Consider the following 14990-nt stretch of genomic DNA (forward strand, 5'->3'; position numbering starts at 1 on the left):
CGCCACCCCGCCCGACGAAGGTGCCCCTCATGTACCAGCCCGCGATCGACCTCGACGCCGTCACGGCAATCGACATGCACGTCCACATCGAGGTCGACGACCACGGTCACGCCTCGCTGCCCGAGCCACTGGTGGCGGCGGTGTCGAAGTACTTCCGCACCGACGGGCCGCGACCGGCCGTCGACGCGGTGGCGCAGTACTACCGCGAGCGCAACATGGCCGCCGTCGTCTTCACCGTCGACGCCCGTACGCAGCTCAAGCACCCGCCGTTGTCCAGCGCCGACATCGCCCGCGCCGCGGCCGAGCACGCCGACGTGCTGATCCCCTTCGGCTCGGTAGATCCGCGTACCGGCGAAGCGGCCCTCGAACTCGCCGCCCGACTGATCTCCGACGAGGGCGTACGCGGTTTCAAGTTCCACCCCACGGTGCAGGGTTTCGACCCGAGCCACGAGACGTACGCGCCGCTGTGGGCGCTGATCGAGCGCGCCGGTCTGCCCGCCATCTTCCACACCGGACAGACAGGCATCGGCGCGGGCACGCCGGGCGGCTACGGTCTGCGGCTGGGGCTGTCCAACCCGATGCTGCTCGACCCGATCGCCGCCGACTTCCCGGACCTGCAGATCATCATGGCCCACCCGTCGGTGCCGTGGCAGGACGAAGCGCTGTCGGTTGCCACCCACAAGCACAACACCTGGATCGACCTGTCCGGCTGGAGCCCGAAGTACTTCCCGGCCGAGTTGGTGCGCTACGCCAACTCGATGCTCAAGCACCGGGTGCTCTTCGGCACCGACTATCCACTGATCACCCCCGACCGCTGGCTGCGCGATGTGGCGGCCACCGACCTCAAGCCCGACGTGCTTCCGGGCATCCTCAAGGACAACGCGGCCCGACTGCTGCGCCTTGCCCGGTGACGACGAGAGGAACCGCCATGACGACCACCATCGCCTACGACCAGCTCGCCGACCTCGCCGGCACCGACCTCGGATACACCGAGTACCGGACGGTCACCCAGGACCAGGTGAACCTCTTCGCCGACGCCACCGACGACCACCAGTGGATCCACGTCGACCCGGAGCGGGCGAAGAGCGGTCCGTTCGGCGCGCCGATCGCGCACGGCTTCCTCACCCTCTCGCTGGCCGTTCCCTTCTGGACCGAGCTGCTGGAGGTCAAGGGGGTGACCACGAAGGTGAATTACGGCCTGGACAAGGTGCGCTTCCCGGCACCGGTCACGGTCGGTTCGCGGGTGCGCATGCGGGCCACCATCGCCGAGGTCACCGAGGTCCGGGGCGGCTACCAGATCGCCGTCGACCAGACCATCGAGATCGACGGCGGCACCAAGCCGGCGGTCGTCGCCCGGGGGCTGTACCGCTTCTACGCCTGAGCCGGCGCTGACCGGCTTCACGCCCGAGCGGGGGGTCAGCCGGGCCGGGTGAGCACACCACCTCCACCACCAGGAGACTGATGATGCACCAGCACGGAATCGGCGTCTGGATGGCCAAGCGTCGACTCAAGTCCCCCGACAAGGTCGCCCTCGTCCACGGCGAGGGCTCGACGTTGACGTACGCCCAGCTTGCCGACGCCACCGACCGGGTCGCCGCCGTGCTGCGCGACCAGGGCGTCGGCAAGGGAGACGCGGTCGCGTACCTGGGTGAGAACAGCCCCGAGTTCCTCCAGGTGATGTTCGGCGCGGCGCAGCTGGGGGCCGTCTTCGTCCCGGTCAACACCCGGCTCGCGGCGCCGGAGATCGCCCACGTCCTGGACGACTCCGGTGCCCGGGTGCTCATCCACGACCCCGAGTTCGCGTCGCGGGTGGCCGCGGCCGTGCCGGCCGCGCGAACGCCGCGCGTGGTGGTCACCGGCGACGGCGACACGGACCGGCCGGGGCTGGCGCGACTGGCCCGCACCGCAACCGCCGAGGCCGCCGGTCCCGTCGCCACCGATCACGGGGACCCGGCGGCGATCGTCTACACCTCCGGCACCACCGGCCGGGCCAAGGGCGCGGTGCTGACGCACGGCAACCTGACCTGGGTCGCCATCAACTGCGTGGTCGACTACGACGTCGTCTCGACCGACGTAGCACTGATGATCTCGCCGCTGTTCCACGTCGCCTCGCTGGGCATGGGCGCCCTGCCGGTCATCCTCAAGGGCGCCACGATGGTGCTGGAGAAGGGCTTCGAGCCGGGGCGTGCGCTGGCCCAGATCGAACGGCACGGCGTCACCATGCTCAGCGGGGTGCCCACCACGTATCAGCTGATGGCCGACCATCCGAACTGGGGCTCGACCGACCTGTCCACGCTGGCGAAGCTGACCTGCGGGGGTTCGGCGGTGCCGCCGCGCATCCTCAACGCGTACGAGGCGCGGGGGTTGTCGTTCTCCCAGGGTTACGGGATGACCGAGGCGTCACCGGGCGCCACCTCGCTGCCGCCGCACATGACCCGCGCCAAGCAGGGCAGCGTCGGGCTGCCGCACTTCTTCACCGAGGTACGGATCACCGACGTGAGCGGGGAGCCGGCGCCCACCGGCAGCGTCGGCGAGATCGAGATCGCCGGGCCGAACGTCTTCCCCGGCTACCACGGGCTGCCTGAGGCGACCGCCGACGCGTTCACCCCGGACGGATGGTTCCGCTCCGGTGACCTCGGCTACCTGGACTCCGACGGCTACCTGCACATCTCCGGCCGCCTCAAAGACATGATCATCTCCGGTGGGGAGAACATCTACCCCGCCGAGATCGAGCAACTGCTCGGCGAGTTGGAGGGGGTGACCGCGGCGGCGGTCATCGGTGTGCCCGACGAACGGTGGGGCGAGGTGCCGTGGGCGATCGTGACGGTACGCGACGGCGCGGCGGTGGACGTCGAGGCCGTACGGGCGTACCTCGACGGTCGCCTCGCGCGCTACAAGCTGCCGAAGAACGTCATCATCGTGGACGAGTTGCCGCGGACGGCGTCGGGGAAGGTGCGGAAGGCGGACCTGCGCGCCCGTTTCGGCGTCTGACCGGGGTGCGGGCGGCGACGAGTTCGGCGAACTCCGCGGCGGACGCCTCGGCCAACTTCTCGTGCATCCGACGGTAGGTCTCCGCCGACCGGGTGGCCGGCCACTGCTCGTCCATGAACTCGGCCGGCAGCCGGGGATCGGCGCGCAGCAACGCCAGCCAGTCCGCCACCAGCATCGTGCGTACGGTCAGCGCGCTCGGTGCCAGCGCCACCGCGGCGGGGTCGTCCCACACCTCGATGAAGCCCAGATGTTCACGCCGGATCGCCTCGATGTCCCAGGCGGCGCGCACGCTCTCAGCGATCGGGAAGCCGTCCAGCTCCCGGGCATGGAACGCCATGACGGTGTGCGGTGGCAGATCCTGCCGTAACGGCTCCAACGACCCGGCGAGGTCGACCTCCCCGGGCGCGAGCCACAGCCCGTCCCGGATCGGCGCGAACCCCTCCCAGGTCAGGGTCGAGCGCAGCCGGTGCCGCAGCATCCGCTGGCCCTCGGGGATGGAGAAGGTGACAAGGGTCCACCCGTTGCCCTGCGGGTCGAACGGCCGAGGGCCACGGACCCGGTCCGTCGCCTCGCGCAGCACCGCCGCGCCGTGCTCGGTCAGCGAGAACAGCGTCTCCCGACCGTTCCTGGTGCGGGCGAGGATGCCGCTGCCGACCAGGCGGTCGAGGGTCGCGCGGGTGGCCGGCGCGGCGACGCCGGCCGGCTCCAGCACGCTGATCAGGGCACTGGCCCGGATCGGCCCGGTGGCGGCGTCGACCACATGCTCACCGAAGAAGGCGAGCAGCAGTTGCTTCGGCTGACGGCTACGCACAGCCCTCCCTTTCGGCGAATCCGTCGTGGCGGCCGCAGCGGTCACCGCGCCGGTTGCGCGTCGACAGTCTTGCCACGCTTGGCCCGCTGGATCTGGTCGTAGACGTGGGTCCGCAGCTCGGTGAACCGGGGCAGGGCGCGGGTGGTGATCTGATCACGCGCAGGCGGCAGATCGATCGCGAGATCCTCTTGAACCCAGGTCGGCGACTTGGACAATACTAGAACCCGTTCTCCCAGGTAAACCGACTCGTCGATGTCGTGGGTGACGAAGAGGATCGACATGTTGCGGCTGGTGTGCAGCTCGCGGACGAGGTCCTCCAGGTCCGCCCGGGTCTGCGCGTCGACCGCCGCGAACGGCTCATCCATGATCATGACTTCGGGCTGGTACGCGATGGCCCGTGCGATCGCCACCCGTTGCTGCATGCCCCCGGAGAGCTGCCACGGATGGCTGCGGGCGGCATGGTCCAGCCCCACCGCGACGAGCGCGTCGGTGACCAGCTTCTCCCGCTGGGCGCGGCTGAGCTTCTTGTGCCGCAACGGCAGTTCGACGTTTCCGCGTACGGTCAGCCACGGGTAGAGGCTGCGGCCGTACTCCTGGAACACCACCGCCATGGCCGGGCTCGGCCCGGTCACCGGTGCGCCGTCCATCTCCACCACGCCGCTGGTCGGGCGCAGCAGACCGGCCAGGCACTTCAGCAGCGTGGTCTTGCCACAACCGGACGGCCCGACGATGCAGACCAGTTCGCCGGCGTTCATCGTGAAGCTGATGTCCCCGATCGCCTCGACGTTGCCGGTGGCCGATTCGTAGACCTTGCGCAGATGCTCCACCCGCAGCAGGGTGCTCCGGTCAGGCACGGTTGACCTCCCTGAGTCCGTGGTACCAGCGCAGCACGCGCCGCTCGACGATTCCGAAGACGACGGCGAGGAAGACGCCGACGAGACCGAGCAGGAGGATTCCGCTCCACATCTCGGCGATGAGGTAGTTGCGCTGGAAGTAGGCGATGCGGTAGCCGAGCCCGGCGGACGAGGCGAACATCTCCGAGATCACCATCAGGATGAGCGCGACCGACAGGCCCTGCCGGACCCCGGCCATGATGCGTGGGCTGGCCGCCGGCAGCACCAGGAACCAGAGCCGCTCCCACCAGGTGACCTGGAACGAGTCGGCGGTCTCGGTCATCACGCTGTCGGTGGCCCGTACGCCCTCGATGGTGTTCAGCAGGATCGGCCAGACCGCGCCGGAGACGATGACCACGACCTTCATGGTGTCGGTGATGCCGAGCAGCAGCATCACCACCGGGATCAGCACCGGCGGTGGGATGGCCCGGAAGAACTCCAGCAGCGGTTCGAGCAGTTCGCGCAGCCACTGCACCAGGCCGATGATGGTGCCGGCGGCGATGCCGACCACGATCGAGGCGGTGATGCCGAGGCCGAGGCGGTACAGGCTGGGCAGCACGTCCTCGATGAACGCGGGCCCGACCCAGGTGTCCACGAAGGCTTCGAAGATGGTCAGCGGGTCGGGGAAGAACCGGTTCGTCGACCTCGTGGCGAGCAGTCCCCAGACCACCAGCAGCAGCATCGGCAGCCCGAGCGAGTAGCCGAGACTCGCCGCGATCCGGGAGCCGACCCCCGGCCGACGCGCGACGTCGGGCCCGGCCGTGCGCTCGGCGACGGCGATCCGGTCAGGGCGCTTGATCACCGGGTCTGCTCCCCTCGGATCGACTCGTGCCAGGACAACGTGCGCCGCTCGACGAACCGGAAGACCAGGTTGACCGCGAGGCCGAGCAGGCCGGTGACCACCACGAAGGCGTACAGGCCGACGGAGTCCCCGGCGGAGCGGGACAGCTCGATCATCCGCCCGAGGCCGGGGTTGCCGATCACCATCTCCGCGGTGATGGCCAGGATGAGGGCGACCGCCGCGGCGAGCCGTACCCCGGTCATCAGGTACGGCAGGGCCGTCGGCAACACCAGGTGGGTCAACTGTTCGCGGCGGGTCAGCCCGAAGCTGCGGGCGGTGTCCCGGGCGACCGTGTCGACGTCGGCCACCCCGTAGATCACCTGCACGAACACCTGCCAGAACGATGCGTAGATGATGATGACCAGGGCGGCCTGCATCTGGATGCCGAACATCAGCACGGCCAGCGGGATCAACGCCACCGACGGGATCGGCCGCAGGAACTCGATCATCGTGTGCGTGGCGCGTCGGAGGAACGGCACCAGGCCGACGACCGTGCCGAGGACCACGGCGGCGAGCGTGGCCACCGTCAGTCCGATCGCCCAGGACTTCATGGTGGACCCCAGCCGCCGCCAGAACGCGAGGTCGACGGACTCCTCGGCCAGCCGCGCGAACACGTCCGTCACGTACGGCAGGTACTGCGGGTTGATCAGGCCCAGCGTCGGGATCAGCTGCCAGACGACGAGGAATCCGGCCAGGCCGGTGAGGCCCAGCAGCGCCTTGCGCAACCCGCGCAGGCGTCGGGTGGATGGGACAGCCATGTCACTCCCGTGAACAAGCGGCGGCGACGCCCTCCCCGGTCTCGGGCACCGGGGAGGGCGGACGATCGCGGCTACTTCTGCTGGATGAGCCGGTCGAGGTTCGGCTGCTTGTCGAGCACGCGGTACTTCTGGGCGAGTTCCGCGAGCGTCTGCAGGCTCGTCCGGTCGAGGTCCCAGCCGAACTCGGGCAGCTTCACCGAATCCGCCACCGGCTCCGGCAGTTGCAGGTTGTCCTTGATGGCCTGCCGGACCGCCGTCTCGTTGGCGGAGTCCTGGGCCCACTGGAGCGTCTCCTTCATCGCCGCCGCGAAGTCGTCGACGAGCTTGGCGTCTTTCTCCGTACGCTCCTTGGTGGTGATCGTGGTCAGCGTGGTCAGACCCGGCACGACCGCCTGGTACGGCGCCACGATGAAGGTGTCGCCGCGGCTGCGCAGCTGCGTGACGAACGGCTCCGGCACCCAGGCCGCGTCGATGTTGCCGGCCTCCAACTGCGCCGGGGCGTCCGGGAAGGCGACCTCGACGAACTTGATGGTGGACGGGTCCCCGCCGTCCTTCTCGACCGCCGCCATGATCGTCACGTCACCCGCCGCGCCCAGGCTGTTCACCGCGACCCGGCGACCCGCCAGCTCGGCCGGCCGGGTGATGCCGGACTTCGCCGATGCCACCACGGCGTTGATGTCGTCACCCTCGGCGTACGAGGAGGCGTAGTTACCGATCATGACCACGCCGAGGTCCTGGAGGTCGGCCCGGAACGGGCCGAAGGGCTGGCCGATCGCGAAGTCGATGTCGCCGTTGAGCAGTGCCGGAATCGCCTGCGCGCCACCCTGGGCGGGCAGCACCTCCACGCTGAGGCCGCGCTTGGCGAAGATGCCCGCCTTGATGCCGCCCCAGAGCGCGGCGGTCTCGGTGATGGGCAACGCCGCAACCCGGACCTGGCGCAGGTCGCCGTCGGCCGGGTCGGACGGGGAGGACGCATCGGAATCAGTACATGCGGTGAGGGCGATCGCGGTGGCGGCGATCAGCCCGAGTGCGATGACCTTCTTCATTGACGAGGCCCTTCCTGGGCGGGGGTGGTGGGGTGCGTCAGAAATCGGCGGATGCCACGGATCGGCAGGTGACCTACCACTGTGTGAGAGGTCACGTCGCTGTGTTGGCCATGGTCAGTCACCCAGCACCGGAAGTCAAGAAATTCTGACGCCCGTCATGAATAAGTTGAACAACGACGCAGCACCACCCGGCCGCCCCGGCACCCACACCCCCTTACCGCGAGGCTCCCCGCGCCCTCGGTCAACCACGACCGTCGACAGTGGCCTCAGCGAAGCCCGACGCAACAGAGGGCCGCGGCGGACGGGCACTCCTCCCGTCCGCCGCGGCCCCCGCTGCGTTCAGAGCGACCAGCCACAGGCCTCGCCGACCCGGCCTTGCTAGCAGTTTCGGGGAAAGTGCTGTCTCGCCGACTGGCAAGGCAGCACTTTCCCCGAAGTTGTACGGACTTCGACCGCACCCTCCTGGCGGACACTGCGTCCCGCGTCAGCGGATCTTGGAAGCGGAAGGGCTTCCACACGACCAAGATGGTCTAGGGGGTGGCGGTTGGCTGTGCCTTTTCAGGCTCGCAGGTCGCGCAGGGCCTTGAGTTCCTCCTCGGTCAGCGGGCCACGGGCCTCGGCGGCGAGGCACTCGGCCAACTCGGCGCGGTTCTTCACGCCCAGCACCACGGTCGCCACGCCGGGGACGCTGAGCGCGTACCGGTGGGCCAGGGAAGCCGGCGACTCACCGAACTCGGCGGCGAGCGCACGGAACGGCTCGGCTCGGGCGAAGTCGACCGCGACCGGCGAGTCGTCGTCCACGGCCCGGTCGATGCCCTCGGTGAGCGCCCCCGCCGCCACCGCGCGGATCGCGATCACCGAGACGCCGTCGTCGACCGCGGCCTGACGGATCTCGTCGTTGCGGGGTTCGGCCGAGGAGCCGAGCAGCCACATGTCGCCGCTGAGGTCGAGGGCGTTCACCACCGCCTGGACCGCGTCCGGGCGCGGCTGCCGGTGCATCGCCTCGATCACGGTCTGTGGGTGACCGACCCCGGTCAGCCCCCAGGCCCGGATCTTCCCTTCGGCGCGCAGTCGTTCGAAGGTCGGCACCACCTGGTCGAGGTAGAGGTCCCAGCCCAGCGTCCGGGGGGTGGGGCCGGTCCAGCCGTGCGGGTGCAGTTGAGAGTGGAGCAGGAAGAGATCCAGGTGGTCGCGGCCGATGCGGTCCAGGGTCGCGTGCAGGCTGCGGATCATCTTCTCCGGAAGGTCACCACCGTCCTGCTCGGGAAGCTCGATCTTGCTGGTGACCAGGACGTCGGCGGCCGGCATGGCGCGTAACGCGGCACCGGCGACGTTCTCGGCCGCGTAGCCGTCACCGTAGGTCGGTGCCAGGTCGAGCATCGTGACCCCACCGTCGATGGCCGCCTGGACGGTCGCCACCGCCTCGGCGTGGTCGGTCGCTCCCCAGACGTTACCGATCCCGCCCCCGCCCAGGGTGAGCGCGCTGACGCTGCCGAGACGACCGAAATCCCTGCTCTGCATGCCTACCTCCGCGGCTGATTCCCGCCACACTCCGGGCGGGACGATGAATCACATCAATGCGCTGGCCCGTGCGCCCTGAGCCCGGAACAGCGTCGCATACCGGTCCAGACAGCCCTGGACGCTGAACTCCTCGATGGCCCGCTTCGCGCCCTCACGCCGGGTTGCGGCGTCCCAGCCGAGCACGTCCAGCAGCGCCGCGCGCAGCCCGACCGGGTCGCGCGGTTGGACGATCCGGCCCATCCCGGTGGCCAGCACCGGATACCGTCCGCCGGGCAGGTCGGTGGTGACCGACGGGATGCCGCACATCATCGCCTCGGCCTGCGCGATGCCGAAGGACTCCGCGATGGAGGGCAGGGCGAACGCGTCGATCGAGGCGTAGAAGTCATTGATCTGCTGGCCGCGTAGCAGACCGAGGATCCGGATCCGGGGATCGCGTTGCGCGGCGGCCCGGATCCGGTCGATCACGCTGCCGCCGGCGACGGTCAGGTAGTCGCCGCCGAGCAGCAGCCGCGCCTGCGGGTCGGTGATCTCGGCGAACGCGGCCACCAGGTAGTCCAGGCCCTTGTCCGGCACGATCCGGCCGAGGAAGCCGATGTGCGGGCCGTCGGTCTCCCGGAAGGTCGGCTCGCCGCCACGGCGGTCCAGGCAGGGTGCCGGAATCGCCGAGCGCTGGCTGGACCGCAGGATCGGCCAGAGTTCGGAGTACTGCGCCTGGTCGTCGCTGTTGACGACGACGGCGTCCGAACGGCGCAGGGTGATCCGCGACGACACCCGTACGGCCGCCATCGCCGCCCGGGTCACCAGGGTGGGCGGCAACCAGAGATCGATGTGGTACGTGCTGACCACCGGCACCCCCAGCGGCAGGGCGGTGATCAGCGCCCCCTCCAGCATCGGCAGGTGCAGGTTGACCACCTGCGAGCGGCGGGCGATCCGGCGTACCAGGGTGGGGAAGCCGGGGCTGACCGGGCCTCGGCTGATGGAGGCGACCACCGGGCTGCGGTAGACGTCGACGCCGTTGCGGCTCTCCCGCAGCGGCAGCGCCGGGTCGTGCCGGACGGCGACCACCGCCACCCGCCAGCCCCGTTCGACGAGGCCCTCGGCGAGCACCCTGGCCACCTCGGTCAGCCCGCTGACGTACGGCGAGTAGTAGTTGACCGCGACACAGAGGTCGTATTCACGGGAGTTCTTGCTGCTCACGGGATTCTCCAGGGTGTCGTTCGGTTACCAGAGCTGCCAGATGCTGGTCAGCATCGCCTGGGCCAGCACCGCGGCCCAGAGACCGACGTTCACCAACATGGCGCGGTCCCGGAAGAGGTCCTCGACCGGATCGCCACCGGAGCCACCCATGGCGATCATCTGCAGGTAGCGGTGCACCGCGAAGGCGGCGAACGGGAAGGTCAGCCCGGCGGTGACCGGCCCGTACGGCGGCGTCTGCGCCCAGATGAACGCGACGTAGCCGACCAGCGCCGCCACCAGGTTCACCAGCACGACCTGATCCAGGAACGGGACCGAGTACGCCCGCAACGCCGGCCGGTGCTCCCCCGCTTCGCCACCGGCGGCCGACAGGGCGGCGAGTTCGTGGCGGCGCTTGCCGAGGGAGAGCGCGAGGCAGGCGCAGTAGACCCCGATCAGCAGCGCCGGTTGGACGGCGATGCCGACGGCGATCGTGCCGGCCAGCACCCGCAGGACGAAGCCGACGGAGACGACCGACACGTCGACCAGCGGCTGGTGCTTGAGCGCCAGGCAGTACCAGAGGTTGATGGCCAGATAGCCGGCGACGATGACGCCGACCAGGACGGGCAGCAGCATCAGCAGGGCGGCGGTGCCGGCGAGCAGGACGACCAGCAGCGTCACCGCGGCACTGGCGCTCACCCGCCCGCTCGCCAGGGGACGGTTGCGCTTGACCGGGTGCAGCCGGTCGCGCTCACGGTCGTGCAGGTCGTTGAAGATGTAGACGGCCGAGGAGGCGGCCAGGAAGCTCAGCAGGGTGCCGAGCAGCGGCACGACCTGGGTCACCGCGGTGGCCGGGGAGGCCACGAGCGGTGCCAGCAACACCAGGCTGCCCTTGATCCACTGGCGAGGTCGGAGCAGGATGAACAGCCCGCCGACGCGGGCCAGGGGTCTCAGCGCCTGTACCGCGACCACCGGGTCGACGGAGACCACAGGCAACTCGGGTGACGAGGGGCTCGGCGCTTCCAGGGCGTGCTTCATGGCGGACCTCTCCTTGCTCCGTGGAGTGTCAGAACAGCGCCTTCGCCAGGCTCAGGGCGCCCTGCTTCCAGGGGTCGCGGTGGGTGCGTCCGGCGCTGCGCCGCGTCCCGGCGGCGTTCGCCCGCCACCAGTCGTACGTCTTCAGCAGGGCCTGTTCGTTGCTGAACCGGGGACTGAATCCGAGCTGCTGCACGGCCCGGTCGATCGAGACGTACGAGTCGCGGGTCAGCTTGTGCACGAGTCGCTTGTAGACCGGGGACAGCCGCGTGGCCGCGAGAACACGCAGCACGGCGACGGCCGGCCCCACCGGCATGGCCAGCACCCGCTTGCCGTGGCCGGCGGCGTCGAGCACCGCCTGGAAGTCCTCCCGCAGGGTGCGGAACTCCCGTGCGCCGATGTTGAATGTGTCGTTCGCCCTGTCGTCGGGTGCCTCGCAGATCAACTGGATCGCCGCGCAGAGATCCTCGACGTCGAGCATCTGGGTGGCGACGTCGCCACCACCGATCAGCGGAAAGTGGCGGCCCTCGTCGGCCCACTCGAAGAGCATGGCGAACAGGCCGAGACGCTCCTCGCCGAGGAAGGTCTTGGGTCGCACGATCGGTGCGCAGAGCCCTTGTGCACGATGCCGGAGCACGGCGTTCTCGGCGCCGAGCTTGGCGGCCGAGTACGGGTCGACCGGCTCGCAGGGGTAGTCCTCCGGAGTGGGGCAGTCCCGGGGAAGTCCGTAGACCGCCGTGGAGGAGATGTGCACGAAGCGGTCCACACCTGCCCGTCGGGCCGCCTCCAACGCCGACACGGTGCCGTCCACGTCGACGGATCGGATGTCCGCGGAGCGGTGGCTCGGCAGGGCGGCGGCGGAGTGGATGACCACGTCGGCACGGCGGAAGGCGCGGGCCATGGCGTCGGTGTCGCGCACGTCGGCCTGGATGAAGCCGGCCCGATCCCGCACCCTCGGTGCGAGAGGTCGGATGTCCACTCCGGTCCAGGTCACACCCGGCCAGTCCCTGGCCAACAACGCGGTGCCCAACATGCCCGCGGCCCCGGTCACCACTGCGTGCACTTCCACCTCCCGTGTCGAGAAAATGCCGTTTTCTTGACGGCGACGTCACGTCACAACGACGGCCGTGTTTCCGGCATTCGTCGCTATCAACTATTTACCTGCGGATCATCCACGGCGGGCTTCCCCGACCGATCCGACCGGCTCACCGGATACCGCGCAATTCGCACACCGACCGGCCGGTAGCACGTCTTCGACGCCCCACCCAGTGAGCGCCGATAAGCTGCATGTACGCCCATCACCGCTCCTTCCAGGTCGACAGAATCCGGTATTGGCACTCGTGACGCTAGCGACCGACGATTGCCCCCTCCTTGGCATGCGGAACAAGCTTCGAACAAGGTTCCGGTCGATACCTTTTCCGAGGCCGGTACCGGCAGGAACCGGGGTGACGTAAAGGAGTTGCCATGGCGGAAGCGGCGGCAAGGACGACCACAATAATGGACGAAAAGGAACCAGCGCCGTCGCCGGAACCCCGTACCCCAACGCGTCGCCGACGGTGGGGAGTGCGCCTCGCGGCGGTGGCCTGCCTCGGCTGGCTGGCCGTCGTCGTGCTGCACCACCTGCTCAGCGCCAGGACGTACGTGTGGGGGCCGATCGACCTGCTCCCGCCGATCACCTGGGCGGCGGTCCCGGTGCTGCTGCTGCCCGTGGCCTGGCTGGCCCGCTCGATGCGTTGGCAGCTGGTCGGGGCGTCACTGCTGGCCCTGGTGCTCGGGGTCGGCTACAGCGGGATCAACTTCGCGACGATCTTCCACACTCCGCCGCCGGCGCCCGCCGACGCCGTCAAGGTGGTGACCTGGAATACCGAATACTGGGACCAGGATCGGCGTAACGGTGGTGAGCAGCGCACCACCACCGAAGAGTTCTACGACTTCCTGCGGGACATGGACGCCGACGTCTACATGCTGCACGAGTACGCCAACGTCGACGACTCGCTCGTCGACATCTTCGCGCAGGCGTACGAGATCGACCAGACGGCGGAACTTCAGGCGGCCTTCCCCGGCTACACCGTGGTCCGCGAGGGCCGGAACATGACGATCACCCGGTTGCCGGTGGTTGGGCATTCCTGGCTGGACTCGACGCCGTACCTGCCGGACGACCTGAAGCCCGTGCCGCCGGCCCTCGTCGACCGGCCGCTCTTCTACACCTCCCAGGCGCTGCGCACCGACATCCAGGTCAACGGCCAGGTCGTCTCGTTCTACAACACGCACATCTTCCAGCCGCCGGTGCGGATCCTGCTGCTGCGCAACGACGACGACCGGAACATGTTCGAGATCGACCGGTTCAACTTCGAGATCCGCCAGGCCAGCTACCAGGCTGTCGCGGAGGATCTGGCGACCAACCCGAACCGGGCGGTGATGGCCGGCGACCTCAACACCTCACCGTCGATGAACCTTCTCGACATGGTCTCCGACCGGCTGGTCGACCAGACCAAGGTGCTCTCCTCGCTCTACCCGGTCACCTGGCCGGTGGGCGACAAGCCACGGATGTGGCGAATCGACTGGCTCTTCACCACCCCGGACATCACGGTGCACAGCTACGACCTGACCATGCCCCGGGGCCTGTCCGACCACAAGGCACAGCAGTTCGTCATCTCGGCACCCTCATCGAGATGAGCGTCACATTGACACCGAGCAGGCGAACGGGACCAATCCCGGCCTTTTAACGCCCACCAGCTTGATCAACGAGTGTCTACGGATGTCGGACGTGTACTAGGGTGGTCGACGGATCTTCTCGACGATGAGAAAACCGATGAGCGGACGCGTCGTCCACCTCCCAGCGCAGCCGAAATCCTGCCCGAGGAGCATCAATGAAGCCCGAAAAAACGCCGCTGGTCTCGGTGGTTATACCCTGCCACAACAGCGCGAAGACCATCACTCTGAGCGTGCTCTCCGCATTGCATCAGACCTATCCCTCGGTCGAGGTCATAGTCGTTGACGACGCAAGCACCGACGACACCCCGGAGATTGTCAGAAAACTCGATTGCACCCTCATCGAACTGACCGAGAATGTGGGTGCCGGCCCGGCTCGCAACCGCGGCATAGCGGCAAGCCGGGGCGACATCCTCTTCTTCCTCGACTCCGACGTCGCTCTCGCACCCGAGGCGGTCGCCAACGCCGTGCAGATCTTCGAGGAGAACCCCTCCTACGGCGCCGTCTGGGGGGTGTACGGCGACCGTCCCCTGGTCGACGACGGCGTGGTGGAGTGGGTGCAGGTGCTCTACGGCCACTACCGCGCCACCCGCAAGCTGGGGGCGGCGCGTACCGGCCACTTCGCCAGCGGTGCCATCCCGCGCGCGGTCATCGACAAGATCGGAGCTTTCGACGAGCGACTGCTGGGCCAGTACGCCAACGAGGACCACGAGTTCAGTCTCCGCATCGCGGAGCACTATCCCGTCATCCGCACCCTGTCCGTGGTCGGGTACCACGACGACGACGATCAACTTTCATCGATCCTGCGTAAGCTCTACCGGCGGTCCGGTTCGCTGGTCCCGCTCGTACTCAAGCAACGTGAGTTGAAACCCGAGCGGGAGGCCACCCACCGGCCCGCAGAGGTGGCAGCCGCCGCCCTGACCACCGCCAGCCTCCCCCTGGTGTTGGTCTCGCCCTACCTGGCGGTCGTACCCGTCCTCTTCCTGGCCTGGTTCATCAGCGTCGACCTGCCGCTCTTCAACTACGTGCGACGCACTGCGGGCTGGCGGATGGTTCCGCCCAGCGTGTTTCTCAGTTTTCTGTACAGTCTCGCGATTTCCGCGGGCGCGTTGAGTGGTGGCCTGCGCTACGTGCTCGACGCGCGCTTTCGACAGAGGTACCGGACGCCGGCCGGAGTCCATTGAGGACTCCGGCCGGGTCCGACGTGAT

At 68.9% G+C, this 14990-nt stretch carries 14 protein-coding genes; 5 read left to right on the top strand and 9 right to left on the bottom strand.

Annotation, left to right across the window (positions count from 1 at the left end):
* Nucleotides 1-29: 29 nt before the first annotated feature.
* From JMF97_RS02525 to JMF97_RS02535, 3 genes are all read left to right on the top strand, one after another.
* Entirely contained in the window at nt 30-911 is an 882-nt protein-coding gene (locus JMF97_RS02525) for an amidohydrolase family protein (RefSeq protein ID WP_203220024.1), read from the top strand.
* A gap of 17 nt (nt 912-928) precedes the next feature.
* Nucleotides 929-1381 (top strand): MaoC family dehydratase, encoded by a 453-nt coding sequence (locus tag JMF97_RS02530; RefSeq protein WP_203220025.1) that lies wholly within the window; start codon nt 929-931, stop codon nt 1379-1381.
* A gap of 83 nt (nt 1382-1464) precedes the next feature.
* Nucleotides 1465-2991, top strand: coding sequence for an acyl-CoA synthetase (locus tag JMF97_RS02535; protein ID WP_238358503.1), 1527 nt, complete (start codon nt 1465-1467; stop codon nt 2989-2991).
* Here JMF97_RS02535 and JMF97_RS02540 read toward each other — a convergent pair.
* The 9 genes from JMF97_RS02540 to JMF97_RS02580 all read right to left on the bottom strand — a co-directional run bounded on the left by JMF97_RS02540 (nt 2915) and on the right by JMF97_RS02580 (nt 12132).
* On the bottom strand, nt 2915-3802 hold the full coding sequence (locus JMF97_RS02540; protein ID WP_203220027.1) for a PaaX family transcriptional regulator: 888 nt from the start codon (nt 3800-3802) through the stop codon (nt 2915-2917). The genes JMF97_RS02535 and JMF97_RS02540 overlap by 77 nt on opposite strands.
* Nucleotides 3803-3843: 41 nt before the next feature.
* Nucleotides 3844-4656: an ABC transporter ATP-binding protein gene (locus JMF97_RS02545; protein WP_203220028.1), complete on the bottom strand. Its 813-nt coding sequence runs from the start codon at nt 4654-4656 to the stop codon at nt 3844-3846.
* Nucleotides 4649-5497: an ABC transporter permease gene (locus JMF97_RS02550; RefSeq protein WP_203220029.1), complete on the bottom strand. Its 849-nt coding sequence runs from the start codon at nt 5495-5497 to the stop codon at nt 4649-4651. The genes JMF97_RS02545 and JMF97_RS02550 overlap by 8 nt, the downstream gene beginning before the upstream one ends.
* The gene (locus JMF97_RS02555; RefSeq protein WP_238358504.1) at nt 5494-6294 is read right to left on the bottom strand and encodes an ABC transporter permease; all 801 of its coding nucleotides are present in this window, start codon (nt 6292-6294) and stop codon (nt 5494-5496) included. The genes JMF97_RS02550 and JMF97_RS02555 overlap by 4 nt, the downstream gene beginning before the upstream one ends.
* A gap of 71 nt (nt 6295-6365) precedes the next feature.
* Nucleotides 6366-7340 (bottom strand): ABC transporter substrate-binding protein, encoded by a 975-nt coding sequence (locus JMF97_RS02560; protein WP_013731945.1) that lies wholly within the window; start codon nt 7338-7340, stop codon nt 6366-6368.
* Between the two features lie 558 nt (nt 7341-7898).
* Nucleotides 7899-8861: an aldo/keto reductase gene (locus JMF97_RS02565; protein ID WP_203220030.1), complete on the bottom strand. Its 963-nt coding sequence runs from the start codon at nt 8859-8861 to the stop codon at nt 7899-7901.
* 48 nt (nt 8862-8909) lie between these two features.
* Complete coding sequence (locus JMF97_RS02570; RefSeq protein ID WP_203220031.1) at nt 8910-10058, bottom strand: glycosyltransferase family 4 protein; 1149 nt, start codon at nt 10056-10058, stop codon at nt 8910-8912.
* Nucleotides 10059-10082: 24 nt separating this feature from the next.
* Nucleotides 10083-11072 carry a UbiA prenyltransferase family protein gene (locus JMF97_RS02575; protein ID WP_203220032.1) on the bottom strand — a complete coding sequence of 330 codons (990 nt, stop codon included), beginning with the start codon at nt 11070-11072 and terminating at the stop codon, nt 10083-10085.
* Between the two features lie 28 nt (nt 11073-11100).
* A complete protein-coding gene (locus JMF97_RS02580; protein ID WP_203220033.1) occupies nt 11101-12132 on the bottom strand; it encodes an NAD-dependent epimerase/dehydratase family protein in 1032 nt (343 codons plus the stop codon).
* 500 nt (nt 12133-12632) lie between these two features.
* Here JMF97_RS02580 and JMF97_RS02585 point away from each other — a divergent pair, with 500 nt between their 5' ends.
* Both JMF97_RS02585 and JMF97_RS02590 read left to right on the top strand, forming a co-directional pair.
* Entirely contained in the window at nt 12633-13745 is a 1113-nt protein-coding gene (locus JMF97_RS02585; protein ID WP_203220034.1) for an endonuclease/exonuclease/phosphatase family protein, read from the top strand.
* Nucleotides 13746-13939: 194 nt separating this feature from the next.
* On the top strand, nt 13940-14965 hold the full coding sequence (locus JMF97_RS02590; protein ID WP_203220035.1) for a glycosyltransferase family 2 protein: 1026 nt from the start codon (nt 13940-13942) through the stop codon (nt 14963-14965).
* The last annotated feature ends 25 nt before the right edge of the window (nt 14966-14990 follow it).

It is taken from the genome of Micromonospora fiedleri, from assembly GCF_016774385.1.
Taxonomy (GTDB): domain Bacteria; phylum Actinomycetota; class Actinomycetes; order Mycobacteriales; family Micromonosporaceae; genus Micromonospora; species Micromonospora gifhornensis.

Coding starts and splice junctions, on each gene's coding strand:
- JMF97_RS02525 (WP_203220024.1), top strand. CDS start 30: ATGTACCAGCCCGCGATCGACCTCGACGCCGTCACGGCAATCGACATG.
- JMF97_RS02530 (WP_203220025.1), top strand. CDS start 929: ATGACGACCACCATCGCCTACGACCAGCTCGCCGACCTCGCCGGCACC.
- JMF97_RS02535 (WP_238358503.1), top strand. CDS start 1,465: ATGCACCAGCACGGAATCGGCGTCTGGATGGCCAAGCGTCGACTCAAG.
- JMF97_RS02555 (WP_238358504.1), bottom strand. CDS start 6,294: ATGGCTGTCCCATCCACCCGACGCCTGCGCGGGTTGCGCAAGGCGCTG.
- JMF97_RS02560 (WP_013731945.1), bottom strand. CDS start 7,340: ATGAAGAAGGTCATCGCACTCGGGCTGATCGCCGCCACCGCGATCGCC.
- JMF97_RS02565 (WP_203220030.1), bottom strand. CDS start 8,861: ATGCAGAGCAGGGATTTCGGTCGTCTCGGCAGCGTCAGCGCGCTCACC.
- JMF97_RS02575 (WP_203220032.1), bottom strand. CDS start 11,072: ATGAAGCACGCCCTGGAAGCGCCGAGCCCCTCGTCACCCGAGTTGCCT.
- JMF97_RS02590 (WP_203220035.1), top strand. CDS start 13,940: ATGAAGCCCGAAAAAACGCCGCTGGTCTCGGTGGTTATACCCTGCCAC.